Origin of the sequence: Bradyrhizobium sp. 149 (assembly GCF_023073915.1) — a bacterium.
In the GTDB taxonomy this organism is placed as follows: domain Bacteria; phylum Pseudomonadota; class Alphaproteobacteria; order Rhizobiales; family Xanthobacteraceae; genus Bradyrhizobium.
The window spans coordinates 928,201-939,959 of the sequence record NZ_JADPKK010000023.1; the positions used below are offsets into that span (position 1 = coordinate 928,201).

The following is an 11,759-nucleotide window of genomic DNA, read 5'->3' on the forward strand; positions in this document are numbered from 1 at the left end:
CACCGGAACTAGCGCATGCCCTTCGAGACTGTCTGGGCCATTTCATCCGAGGCTTGGATGACCTTGGCATTCATTTCGTAGGCGCGCTGAGCCGAGATCAGCTCGGTGATTTCCTTGACCGGGTCGACGTTCGAGGCTTCGAGATATTGCTGGTTGATCTTGCCATAGCCGGAATCGCCGGGTAACCCGACGACCGGCGTGCCGGACGCCGTGGTCTCGCGATAGAGATTGCTGCCCAGCGGCTCGAGGCCGGCTTCGTTGGCGAAGTTGGCAAGATTGAGCTGGCCGATTTGCCGCGGATTCACTTCCGTATCGAGCTTCGCAAACACCTGTCCGGTCTGGTTGACCGTGACCTGGACCGTTCCCTGCGGCACGGTGATCGCCGGATCCAGCAGGTAGCCGTCGGTCGTGACGAGCTGACTGTTGGCATTGGTGTTGAACGAGCCCGCGCGGGTATATTGCACCTCGTTGTTCGGGCCGAGCACCTGAAACCAGCCGCGACCGTTGATCGCCATGTCGTAGGGATTACCGGTCTGCGTGAGCGCGCCCTGGATGTGCAGCTTGCGGATCGCCGCCGACTTGACGCCGAGGCCGAGATTGGCGCCTTCCGGGATCGGCGACGAGCCGTTGGTGTTCGCAATGCCTTGCATGCGGTCCATCTGGTAGAATAGATCGGTGAATTCGGCGCGCGCCCGCTTGTACGACGTCGAGTTGATGTTGGCGATGTTGTTCGCGATGACTTCGATGTTGGTCTGCTGGGCGTTCATGCCCGTAGCCGCGATGGCAAGCGATTTCACAGCGTCACTCCTTGATCAGATCGACATCCGAACGACTTCTTGGTAGGCCTGCACGACCTTGTCGCGAACCGCGACTGCCGTCTGCAAGGCCTGCTCGGCCGACATCAGCGCCTCCACTACGCGCCGCGTCGATTCCTTGCCCTGCATCGCCGAGATCGAGGCCGCCTCGCCCGCCTTCAGCGTCCCGATCGCGTCCGTCGTCACCTGCTTCATCACCGACTCGAATCCGACATCGCCGCCGAACTGGGTCGCTGGCGTCGCCGCCGGCGAGATGGCCTGCGCCTCGGTCGCGCGGCTCGCCGCTTGCCCGGCCGAAATCGCCGTGGACGAAATTGCTTCAAGCATTGTCAGCTCCTCAGCAGGTCGATGGTCATGCCCAGCATTGACCTCACCTGTTTCACGACCTGGAGATTGGCTTCATAGGACCGGTTGACTTCGCGCATGTCCGCCATCTCGATCATCATGTTGACGTTCGGCAGCTTGACGTAGCCGGCCTTGTCGGCAGCGGGATGTCCCGGATCGTACTCCACGCGGTACGGCGTGGTGTCGACCCCGATCTCCTTGACCTTCGCCAACTGCGCGCCGGAGGCGCGGTCCATCGCGGCATCGAAGGTGATCGTCTTGCGCTGATAGGGATCGGCGCCGGCGGCACGTCCCGTCGACGTCGCGTTGGCGAGGTTCTCCGAGACGATGCGCATGCGCGTCGACTGCGCTTCGAGCCCGGAGCTCGCGACCGTCAATGAAGATTGCAGTGAGTCCAGCATGTCAGTTCACCTCAGGTCTTCGCGCTCGACAGCAGCATGCGGTGGAACGAACGCACGACCGCCGAGTTCATCGAGTAGTCGCGACTGACGTCGCTTCCCTTGATCATTTCCTGCTCGAGACTGACGGAGTTGCCGGAGTGAACCACGTCCCAGCTGTCCTTCTTCGCGGTCGCCCGCGTGTCGCTCTCGGCAGCGGAGAGCTGCATGTGCGACGGCGACGTCATCGCGAGCCTCACCGGCATTCCGTCGAGCACCTTGTTGAAGGGCTCGACATCGCGCGCCTTGAAGCCCGGCGTGTTGGCGTTGGCGACGTTGGTGGCGATCGTCGACTGGCGGAGCTCGAGGTAGCGCGCCTGCGACGATGCGAGTTCGAAGAGATAGAGCGGTCCCACGGCAGCACCATTCTGGTTCATTCGCGATGAGAATAGGGTCGCAAGCTTTCGTCAGGCTGATGGAAGAGACGTCGTCCTCGGAATTCTACTGGACCTTCTCGGTCCGCGGCGTCTGCTTGGACTGCAGGAAGTAGATGATCTCGGCGACGGGCCGGAAGAACTCCGCCGGAATCACCTGGTCGACCTGAACCGCCTCGTAGAGCGCGCGCGCCAGCGCCTTGTTCTCGATCACCGGAATCCGGTTCTGCTCGGCGACTTCGCGGATCTTCAGCGCGATCACGTCCATTCCCTTGGCCACGACGATCGGCGCCGGATTTTCCTGGCGATTGTAGCGCAGCGCGATCGCGAAGTGCGTCGGGTTCGCGATCACCAGCGTCGCGCGCGATGCGGAGGCAATCATGCGCTGGCGCGAGCGGTCGCGCGCCAGCGAGCGCAGGCGCGCCTTGATCAGCGGATCGCCTTCGGCCTGCTTGTGCTCGTCCTTGATCTCCTGCCGCGTCATGCGCAGCTCGCGTCGCCAGTGGAAGCGCGCCCAGGCAAGATCGACCGCGACCAGGACGATGGTCGCGATGCAGATCGCCGAGACGATCCGCATGGCGATGTTGAGAATCATCTCCGGCAGCGCGACCGGATCGGTGTACATCGCCTCGAACGCCTTCGCTTCCGACGAGCGCAGCACGAACGCGACGACGACGGTCACCGCGGCGAGCTTAAACAGCGACTTGGCGAATTCGACGAGGCCCTGCGACCCAAACAGCCGGCTCCAGCCGCTGAGCGGAGAGATTCGCGAAAGGTCCGGCGTGATGCGCTGGAGCACCAGGCTGGGCGCATTTTGCAACAGCGAGGCTGCGAGCCCGAATGCCGCCAGGGTGACGACCAGTGGCATCAGGAACCGCAGTGCCTGAAGGCCTACCACGGTGAGGAGATTCTGAGCGTCGGCCCCGGTGCTGAGAGGGAAGCCGTCGGGATCGTCGAGAAAGCCCGTCAGCATCGGCGTCAATTGCTGCACGCCCTGGCCGATCAGGAACGCCTGGATCACCATCAGCGCGGCCATCGAGGCGAAGATGGAAGCCTCCCGAGAGACCGGGATTTTGCCCTGTTCGAGCGCATCGCGGACTTTCTTCTCGGTCGGCTCTTCTGTCTTGCTCGCCTGATCGGTTGTTTCTGCCATGCCGGTTCAGCGGTCAGCGGAAGACCAGCTCATCCTCCTGTTCGGGATTGAGCTCGATTTCGCCCTTTTCCGCGAGGTCGAGCGCGAGGTCGGTGATCACGCGCCGCGCCTCCAGCACGTCGCGCTGGTTCGACGGTTCGCCGATGGCGAGTTCGTGCTCCACGACCCTGCGGACGCGAGAGGCGACCGAGGACAGGATCATCTCGCGGAAATGCTTGTCGGTGCCCTTCAGCGCGATGACGATGCGATCGGTCGGCACCTGGTCGAAGATCATGGTGCGCGCCTTCGGCGTCAGGTTGGTCACGTCATCGAAGGTGAACAGCAGCTCCTTCAGCACTTCGGCCGACTTCGGCCGCTTCTCCGACAGGCTCTTCAGCATGTCCTCGATGTGTCCGCGCTCCATCTTGTTGATGATGTCGGCGACGCGGGCGTAGGTGTCCGCGCCGAGGTTGCGGGCGAAGTTCAGCGTCAAATCCTCGTGCAGCGTCTTTTCGAGCACCCTCATGGCGTCGTCGACGATCGGCTTGAGGCTGAGCACGCGCCGCATCAGCTCGTTGCGCAGGCTGGACGGCAGCTGGCTCATGACCTTGGCGGCGCAGGACGGCTTGACCTTGGACAGGATGAGCGCCGCGGTCTGCGGGTGCTCCTTGGAGAGGTAGCTTGCCAGCGAGTTTTCCGACACCGACGAGACGCGGTCCCACACCGACCGGCTCGAATTGCCGAGCAGGTCCGACATGATGGCCGAGACCTGGTCGGCCGGAAGCACGTCGCCGAGCACGGCTTCCAGGCCGCCGAGGGTGCCGAGAATGTTGGCGCCCATCGAGAATTGCTGGGCGAACTCCTCGACGATCGACTCGAGTTCCTGCGCCGTGATCGGCCGCAGCTCGGCCGCCGCCTTGGTAACGATGCGGATCTCCTGCGGCTCGAACTGCGCGAGCACGCTCGCGGCCGCCTGCCGGCCCATGGCGAGCAGCAGTGCCGCGACCTTATCCGTTCCGCCGAGCGTGGCAACGCCTCGCTGCTTGATGGGAGCGATGCCGACCTGTGCCGCCATGGTCAGGTATCACCCTGCCCCAACGGCCCGACAATCTCGGTGAGCGAGACGCCGAAGCGGGAATTGTCTTCTTCGACCACGACCACCTCGCCGCGGGCGACGACACGGCCGTTGACCACGACATCGACGGGTTCGCCGACCCGGTGGTCGAGCGGAACCACCGCGCCGCGGCCGAGCTTCATCAGGTTCGCCACCGGAATCGTCGCCGATCCCAGCACCACCTGCATGGTCACGGGAATGCGCAGGATGGCATCGACATTGGCGAACTTGCCGGTCTCCTCCGCAGAGCGCGCGGCGATCTCTGCCAGTCGCTCCAGCGGAGATGTCTCGGTATGCCCCTCGTCGGACGCCGATGCTGACTCATAGTCGAAGGATTGCGCCATTTGGTACCGCCTCTTGGTATTTCCGCTCCCGGAGCGTCGCAACGTTCCGATCGTATTTGTTCCGCCGGCTTTCGGTTTCAATGCTTGTTCACGTCGGCGCCACCCGCGGTCGCCGCGGATGCGAGCCCGCTCCTCGCGTCGAGCGCCGCGATCGCGTCGTGGGCCTGGTCGATCTTCGTGCTCAGCACGTTGGCGAGCCGTCCGAGATTTGCGGTGGAATCATGCGCCGCGGTGATGACCGTGTCGAAGGCGCCCGCCGTCTCCTGGACGATAGTCGAGAACTCGCCCTGGTAGCTGCGCAAGCGCGCCAGCTCGCGATGCATCCGGGTCACCCGCATGCTGGTGAAGGCGAGCGCAATCAGCAGCACGGCATCAACGAGATAGGATATCATCGACGAACTCCCGTTTCTGATCGACGGGATCTGCCACCTGCATGGCGTAATAGCCATCAAGCTGGCCGATCTGGCACCAGAACAGCACCTGGTTGTTGCTCTCGAGCCGAGCCAGTGTGCGCGGCGTGGCTTCGAGCTCAAGCACCTGTCCGACCTGGAACTTCACGACGTCGCCGAGCGAAATCATCTTCTCGTCCAGCACGGCGCTCAGCGTTACCTCGGTGCGGTGAACCTCGGTCTCCATCTGCTCGCGCCAGCGCGGATCGGCCGCGCGGCCGTCGCTGACGACGACGGTCGCGAGCTTCTGCCTGAGCGGGTTGAGCGCAGAGTGCGGAATGATGAGGAACATCTGGCCGCCGCGGTAGAGTGCCTGCAGCATGATGTTCGCGCAGATCGACATGTTGCCGCTCCGCCCGATTGCCAGCGACGCCATGGCGGTCTCGACCCGCTCCACGCGGAAGGTGACGTTGGAGGTGCCGGCGAAAGAGGATTGCAGCGCCTTGGCGAACCGCTCGAACAGCGCCTGGACCAGGCGGATCTCGATGTTCGAGAAGCTGCGCTCGACGTCGAGCGGCGGTTCGGCGCCGTCGGAGCCGAACATCGCCTCGACCATGGTGAACACGAAGTCGCGGTCGAGCATGATGATGATGCGGGAGTCCCACTGCTCGGCGTAGAGCACAGCCGCAACCGCGTTGGCCTCGTAGTCCTTGACGATGTCGCCGACGCGGTCGTTGGTGATGCCGTTGACCGAGAAATAGCACGGCGTTCCGGCTATCGGCTGCAGGCTGTCCGTGCACGATGCCGCCATGCGATCGAAGATCACATTGAGCATCGGCATGCGCTCGATCGATATGCCGGCGGCGTCCAGCAGATAGTTCGGCAGCGGCTTCCGCTGATCGACGTCGAGGTTTTCCATCATGATGCGCGCGCAGCCTTCGGTTCAGCCTCGGTCACGACAGCCTTGGGGCCCGCGATGGTCTCGTTCTCGACGACGTCGATCGAGGGCCGCTCGGGGCTCGCGATCATCTTGCGGCCGTGCTCGACGGCAATCTGCGGCATGGCGCCGTTCATGAACGCCAGCAGCGTCTGCTTGACGATGATATAGGGCCGGCAACGCTTCTCGCGCGTCATCTTGACCTTCATCGCGAAAGGCGAAATGATGCCGTAGGACAGGAAGATACCGGCGAAGGTGCCGACGAGGGCGGCGCCGATGAAGCCGCCCAGCAGCTTCGGCGACTGGTCGAGCGCGCCCATGGCCTTGATGACGCCGAGCACCGCGGCGACGATGCCGAGCGCGGGCAGCGCCTCGGAGACCACCACCAGCGCATGGTAGGGCGCCAGCTTGCTCTTGACGATGGTGTGGATCTCCTCGTCCATCAGCGCTTCGATCTCGTGCGTTCGCGCGTTACCCATGATGATGAGGCGGACATAGTCGCAGATGAACTGGAGCAGCGACGGATCTCCGAGCACGCTCGGAAATGCCTTGAAGATCTCGGAGGACGCGGGATCGTCGATATGAGCCTCGACCTCGTTGCGGCCCTTGCCGCGCAGCTCGCGCATCAGCGCGTGGAGCGCGCCGAGCAGATCGAGATAGTGACGCTGACCAGGCACCGCCCCCGTCACTGCCTGCACGCACGCAAGCCCGGTATCCACGACCGTCTTCCAGGGATTGGCCATGATGAAGGTACCGGCCGCGGTGCCCATGATGATCACGAACTCCCACGGTTGCATGAGCACGCCCAGATGCCCGCCCATGGCGGCAAATCCGCCCAGCAGTGCCGCTACCGTGATGACGATCCCCACGAAACTGCCCAACGCGCCGCTCCATCACCGATCCCATCGGGAACATCTAGTGGGCGAGCCTTGCGCGAAGCTGGCTTCCCCCTCGTCAGCCTCGCGCAAGCAAGTCACGGCAGCTTGGGACGACGTCGCGAGAGCGGCCAGAGGGGCGCGTGTCATGCTATCCACCATCGCGGACTACACCAGACTGACCAAGGACATGGGCAAGTCGCTGACGCAGGTCGCGACGCAGCCGGATGTCAGCCGCGACACCGACTATTTCCTCAGCCACATCGGCAATGTGAAGACCATCGACGACTTCCTGAAGGACTATCGCCTCTACTCCTACGCGATGAAGGCCTTTGGTGTCAGCGACATGACCTACGCCAAGGCGTTCATGCGCAAGGTGCTGACCGAGGGTATCGCCGACAACACGACGTTCGCCAACAAGCTGACCGACACCCGTTACCGGCAATTCGCCGCCGCGTTCAATTTCGCCGCCCTCGGCGACAAGGCGACCCAAGCCGCCGCGGCCACGACCGGCACGGCGACCCAATACGTCACGCAGACGATGGAGGAGAAGGCCGGCGACCAGAATGAGGGCCTCCAGCTGGCGCTCTATTTCACGCGCAAGGCCTCCACGATCACCAATTCCTACCAGATCCTCGCCGACAAGGCGTTGACCCAGGTGGTTCAGACCGCCATGGGCTGGTCGTCGACGATCAGCTCGTCCGACATCGATGCTCAGGCCAAAATGATAACGGACAAGGTCAAGCTCACCGACTTCCAGGATCCGGCCAAGGTCACCAAATTCGTGCAGCGCTTCGCGGCGATGTGGGATGCGACCCAGGCCCAGAGCGACAACTCGACCAACCCCGCGCTGGTCCTGATCGGCGGGGCGTCGTCGGTCGGCATGGATACCGACATGCTGTCGAAGCTTCAGTCCATCCGGTTTGGGAAGTAAGTCATGCAATCGGCTCTCTATGTGGGATTGTCGGCGCAGGTCGCCCTCGAAAAGCGCCTCCAGACGATCGCCAACAACGTTGCCAACGTCAACACCGCGGCGTTCCGCACCGACGTGGTGAAGTTCGAGACCGTGCTGTCCAAGGCGGGCGCGAACCCGGTCGCCTTCTCCTCGCCCGGCGACAACATCATCTCGCGCGAGATGGGCAACATCACCGAGAGCGGCAATCCGCTCGACGTCGCCGTGGTCGGACAGGGCTGGATCGCCTTCGCCGGTCCGAACGGCACGGTCTATACGCGCGATGGCCGGCTCCAGATCGCCCCCAACGGCGACCTTCAGACCGTGTCCGGCTTCCCCGTTATCGATTCCGGCGGCGCGCAGATCACCCTTGATCCGAACGGCGGACCGGTCTCGATCGCGCGCAGCGGCGCGATCACCCAGGACAACAACGAGATCGGCACCATCGGCCTGTTCAACATTCCCGCTGACGCCAATCTCGACCGCTACGGCAATTCTGGCGTCACGCCCAACCGGCCCGCGACCGCCATCGCCGATTTCTCCCGCGACGGCTTCAAGCAGGGCTATGTCGAGGGCTCCGGCGCCAATCCGATGATGGAATTGACGAAGCTGATCGCGGCCTCGCGCGCCTTCGACGGCACCAATTCGATGATCGAGGGCACCGAGAGCTCGCTCCAGAACGCAATCCGGACGCTGGGCGAACCCGGCAAATAGACTGCGCACCGCGCGCAATGAGGTTGGACGGTTTCCTTGAACGCTCTTCGGCAACTTGAGTGGGCGCTGCTGGAGCTTCAGCAGAGCACTCCCCTGGCAAGCGTCAGCGGCGCGATCTCCGAGATCGCGTCGACGCATTTCCGCGTCTCCGGCCTGTCGCGCTTCGTCAGGCTTGGCGAACTGATCGGCGTCAACTCCGGCGGCAAGCCCCAGATCGGCGAGGTGGTCCGGATCGACAGCGAGGGCATCATGGCCAAGCCGTTCGACCGGCAGTTCGCCGGCGGCCTCGGCTCGGTCGCCTACCGGATGCCCCCACTGTCCTTTGCGCCAGATCCGAGCTGGAAGGGCCGGGTGATCAACGCGCTCGGGGCGCCGCTGGACGGACAGGGCCCTCTCACCCCGGGATCGCGTCCGGTCTCGGCCGAGGCGGAGGCGCCTTCGGCCATGAAGCGCGCGCGCGTCCACAAGCCGCTGCGGACCGGCGTACGCGTCATCGACCTGTTCGCTCCGATCTGCGCCGGCCAGCGCGTCGGCATCTTTGCCGGTTCCGGCGTCGGTAAATCGACGCTGCTTGCGATGCTCGCCCGCAGTCAGGGTTTCGACACCGTCGTGCTGGCCCTGGTCGGCGAGCGCGGCCGCGAGGTGCGCGAGTTCATCGAGGACGTGCTGGGCGCCGATCGTCACCGCGCCGTCACGATCGTGTCGACGGGAGACGAAAGCCCGATGATGCGGCGGCTGGCGCCGAAGACGGCCATGGCGGTCGCCGAATATTTCCGCGACCGGGGCGAATCGGTCCTGCTCATGGTCGATTCGATCACCCGCTTTGCCCACGCCGCCCGCGAAGTCGCGCTCGCCGCCGGTGAGCCCGCGGTCGCACGCGGCTACGCACCCACCGTCTTCACCGATCTGCCGCGCCTTCTGGAGCGGGCCGGACCCGGCGAGGAGGGATCCGGGACGATCACCGGGATTTTCTCCGTGCTGGTGGACGGCGACGATCACAACGAGCCGATCGCCGATACCATCCGCAGCACACTCGATGGGCACATCGTGCTTTCCAGGCACATCGCCGACCAGGCACGCTATCCGGCGGTGGACGTTCTGGGTTCCGTCTCCCGCCTCGCTCATAACGTCTGGGATCCCGAAGAGCGCGAATTGGTGAGCAAGCTGCGCGCCATGATCGCCAAATACGAGGACACGCGCGACCTTCGCCTGATGGGCGGATACCAGGCAGGACGTGATTCGGGTCTCGACCAGGCGGTCGATATGGTTCCGAGAATCTACGGCGCGATGCGGCAGGACGCTTCGGCTCCGCCAAGCGCCGATCCGTTCCGCGAACTGCGGGACATGCTCAAGGGCGACTAGCGAACCTCAGGCTGAGACGTCGCGCGAGGCGCCTCGCACGATCGCACCTTGCTCGTGTTTTCGACAGGCGATTGCGCATGCCGCCACTCTTCCAGCGCATGCGCATGCACGGCCGTCTCCGGTTTGCGCCGCCAATCACCTGCCCTATTCGGGTGAGGGAATCGCGCAGCCGGACCGAAAGCGACTGAACCGGCGATTCCGCGACCCTGGCGCGGACAACTGCCGCGTGTAATTCCTGTGAGTTCCCTTGGGCGATTCTCCGGCAGAACGCACAAGTTGTGGATGACGTGCCGATCCACGTCGTCGTCTTGCACAAGCTTCGGTCAACTTGCATCAACGACAGCCAGCAACGTGCCGTGCAATCAAGCCGTCGCATAGTTGGTGCATGTTGCTGGTAGGACAGCGTATTGCGTTCACCGTCATGTGTCCCGAAGAGCGAGATTGTCTTGAACGTTACATTCGCCTGCGACGACATCCCGTCTCCGAGAGGGTCTCTACTTGATTTTGTTGAGAAGCTCATTCATCGTTTCGCCGGAAGACAAGAAACGTCTGCTTGTGACTTGAACTTTAGGGGCTTCGGTTGAACTACTCCGATCCATCGTCTGCTGGCGACGGCTACCCGGGCTCCCGTGCGACGACGCCGCGAATGGCACACCAACAGCAACACCGTTTCCCGCGCCATGGCTTGCAGTGCCCATCAGTCCAGCTCGGGCGCCGGGCAGGCCGTGCCTTCACGCCAGAGAAGAGCACGGTGCATATGTCGGACGTTGCGGTCGGTACGGCTTCTCGCAAACGGCTCGTGCGCAACGACAGAAGGCGGCTCCGGGGCGCCGCAGACGTTATTCCCCGGGCAAGGTAGGAATTCATGCCATTGGCAAGAGAAGCCGTCGAGCTGCTGGTTCAGGCGGCGAGGGCTTGGTATTTCGAAGGCAATCAGCATGGGTTGCGCGATCGAGAATGGATGGCGCTGCGCTTTCTTGGCCGTGCCAACAGGTTTTCGCGCACGCCGTCCGCGCTCGCCGGCTTCATCGGCGCCACAAGGGCGACTGCATCGCAGATCGTGAAGACGCTGGAGGGCAAGTCCTTCCTGGTGCGAAAGCCGTCGCACGAGGACAAGCGTTCTGTCGTGCTCCACCTCACTGCGCAGGGCGAAAAGTGCCTGAACCAGCACGATCCGATCAATCACGTGCTGAACGCCGTCACGGCGCTCGGAACCGACGAGTGCGTCAGGCTGCGCGATTCGCTGCGGGAGATCCTCAATCACCTCGACGCGGCCCATCAGCGGCTCGATGCCAGCGTCTGCCGGGACTGCATGTTTCTCGCTGAACGCGGCCCGAGTACCGGCAAGGGGGGGCGCGCAACGGCCGAATTCATGTGCCGGCTGTATCGCGCCCCGGTCTCGCTCGAGGAGACCGAACTGCTCTGCACCAGTTTCGAGCGCACCCGCGACCGTCCGAAGCTCGAGGAACATCTCGACCGCGCGCGCGTGGCGAGCCAGGGCTGAGGCGCACGTAATTTCCGGGCACGGATCCTGCGCAGAGCTTGCGGAAAATTTCGCAGCGATAGCGATCCCTAGAAGGCGCATACGGAGCCTCTTGTCTCCCGGACGCGCAGCGATTCGCAGCGTTGCTGCGCGGCGTCCGGGTCACGAGAACAAAGTGTGGCGCACATTCTCTCACATCGTCATTGCGAGCGCAGCGAAGCAATCCAGAATCCCTCCGCGGTAAGACTCTGGATTGCTTCGCTGCGCTCGCAATGACGGAGTATGGGGCAGCAGCGCCACTCTTCCAGTTCGCATTTTGAATTGCAGACACAGTTTCGCATCCTCGCGGCTGATTTCGCCCGAGCTTTGCTTCATCGCTTCACCCTCTGTCCAAGAAGGCGCAGGGAAGGCCGGGTGCCGGCTGGCACCCGCGGTCCGCTGCGCGAAAAGCACACGCAGGAAAACCGCACAGCAGCATACAGGTGT

The 11,759-nt window shown here is 63.8% G+C and carries 15 protein-coding genes; 5 read left to right on the plus strand and 10 right to left on the minus strand.

The genetic code is table 11. The annotated features are described in order from the left end of the window. Positions 1 to 8 precede the first annotated feature (8 nt). The 10 genes from flgG to motA all read right to left on the minus strand — a co-directional run bounded on the left by flgG (position 9) and on the right by motA (position 6,768). Positions 9 to 797, minus strand: a complete 789-nt coding sequence (gene flgG / locus IVA88_RS32200; protein WP_247501195.1) for a flagellar basal-body rod protein FlgG — start codon at positions 795 to 797, stop codon at positions 9 to 11. A gap of 15 nt (positions 798 to 812) precedes the next feature. Further along, on the minus strand, positions 813 to 1,142 hold the full coding sequence (locus IVA88_RS32205; RefSeq protein WP_247501196.1) for a flagellar hook-basal body complex protein FliE: 330 nt from the start codon (positions 1,140 to 1,142) through the stop codon (positions 813 to 815). A 2-nt stretch (positions 1,143 to 1,144) separates the two neighbouring features. Further along, positions 1,145 to 1,561 carry a flagellar basal body rod protein FlgC gene (flgC, locus tag IVA88_RS32210; protein ID WP_211399645.1) on the minus strand — a complete coding sequence of 139 codons (417 nt, stop codon included), beginning with the start codon at positions 1,559 to 1,561 and terminating at the stop codon, positions 1,145 to 1,147. 11 nt (positions 1,562 to 1,572) lie between these two features. Next, complete coding sequence (flgB, locus tag IVA88_RS32215; protein ID WP_247501197.1) at positions 1,573 to 1,974, minus strand: flagellar basal body rod protein FlgB; 402 nt, start codon at positions 1,972 to 1,974, stop codon at positions 1,573 to 1,575. 64 nt (positions 1,975 to 2,038) lie between these two features. Continuing rightward, positions 2,039 to 3,124: a flagellar biosynthesis protein FlhB gene (flhB, locus tag IVA88_RS32220; protein WP_247501198.1), complete on the minus strand. Its 1,086-nt coding sequence runs from the start codon at positions 3,122 to 3,124 to the stop codon at positions 2,039 to 2,041. Positions 3,125 to 3,137: 13 nt separating this feature from the next. Further along, positions 3,138 to 4,178, minus strand: coding sequence for a flagellar motor switch protein FliG (locus tag IVA88_RS32225; protein WP_247501199.1), 1,041 nt, complete (start codon positions 4,176 to 4,178; stop codon positions 3,138 to 3,140). 2 nt (positions 4,179 to 4,180) lie between these two features. Next, on the minus strand, positions 4,181 to 4,561 hold the full coding sequence (fliN, locus tag IVA88_RS32230; protein WP_247501200.1) for a flagellar motor switch protein FliN: 381 nt from the start codon (positions 4,559 to 4,561) through the stop codon (positions 4,181 to 4,183). A 77-nt stretch (positions 4,562 to 4,638) separates the two neighbouring features. Next, positions 4,639 to 4,953 carry a hypothetical protein gene (locus tag IVA88_RS32235; RefSeq protein ID WP_247501201.1) on the minus strand — a complete coding sequence of 105 codons (315 nt, stop codon included), beginning with the start codon at positions 4,951 to 4,953 and terminating at the stop codon, positions 4,639 to 4,641. After that, positions 4,934 to 5,872: a FliM/FliN family flagellar motor switch protein gene (locus IVA88_RS32240; protein WP_247501202.1), complete on the minus strand. Its 939-nt coding sequence runs from the start codon at positions 5,870 to 5,872 to the stop codon at positions 4,934 to 4,936. The genes IVA88_RS32235 and IVA88_RS32240 overlap by 20 nt, the downstream gene beginning before the upstream one ends. Then, positions 5,869 to 6,768, minus strand: a complete 900-nt coding sequence (gene motA / locus IVA88_RS32245) for a flagellar motor stator protein MotA (RefSeq protein ID WP_247501203.1) — start codon at positions 6,766 to 6,768, stop codon at positions 5,869 to 5,871. Before motA ends, IVA88_RS32240 begins: the two co-directional genes overlap by 4 nt. A gap of 142 nt (positions 6,769 to 6,910) precedes the next feature. Between motA and IVA88_RS32250 the strand changes: the two genes are divergently transcribed. The 5 genes from IVA88_RS32250 to IVA88_RS32270 form a co-directional block, all read left to right on the plus strand. After that, a complete protein-coding gene (locus IVA88_RS32250) occupies positions 6,911 to 7,696 on the plus strand; it encodes a DUF1217 domain-containing protein (RefSeq protein ID WP_247501204.1) in 786 nt (261 codons plus the stop codon). Positions 7,697 to 7,699: 3 nt separating this feature from the next. Then, on the plus strand, positions 7,700 to 8,428 hold the full coding sequence (gene flgF, locus IVA88_RS32255; protein WP_247501205.1) for a flagellar basal-body rod protein FlgF: 729 nt from the start codon (positions 7,700 to 7,702) through the stop codon (positions 8,426 to 8,428). A 36-nt stretch (positions 8,429 to 8,464) separates the two neighbouring features. Further along, positions 8,465 to 9,790: a flagellar protein export ATPase FliI gene (fliI, locus tag IVA88_RS32260; RefSeq protein ID WP_247501206.1), complete on the plus strand. Its 1,326-nt coding sequence runs from the start codon at positions 8,465 to 8,467 to the stop codon at positions 9,788 to 9,790. 865 nt (positions 9,791 to 10,655) lie between these two features. After that, positions 10,656 to 11,294: a MarR family transcriptional regulator gene (locus IVA88_RS32265; protein ID WP_247501207.1), complete on the plus strand. Its 639-nt coding sequence runs from the start codon at positions 10,656 to 10,658 to the stop codon at positions 11,292 to 11,294. A 261-nt stretch (positions 11,295 to 11,555) separates the two neighbouring features. After that, a partial coding sequence (locus IVA88_RS32270; RefSeq protein ID WP_247501208.1) for a hypothetical protein occupies positions 11,556 to 11,759 on the plus strand: 204 nt, incomplete at its 3' end.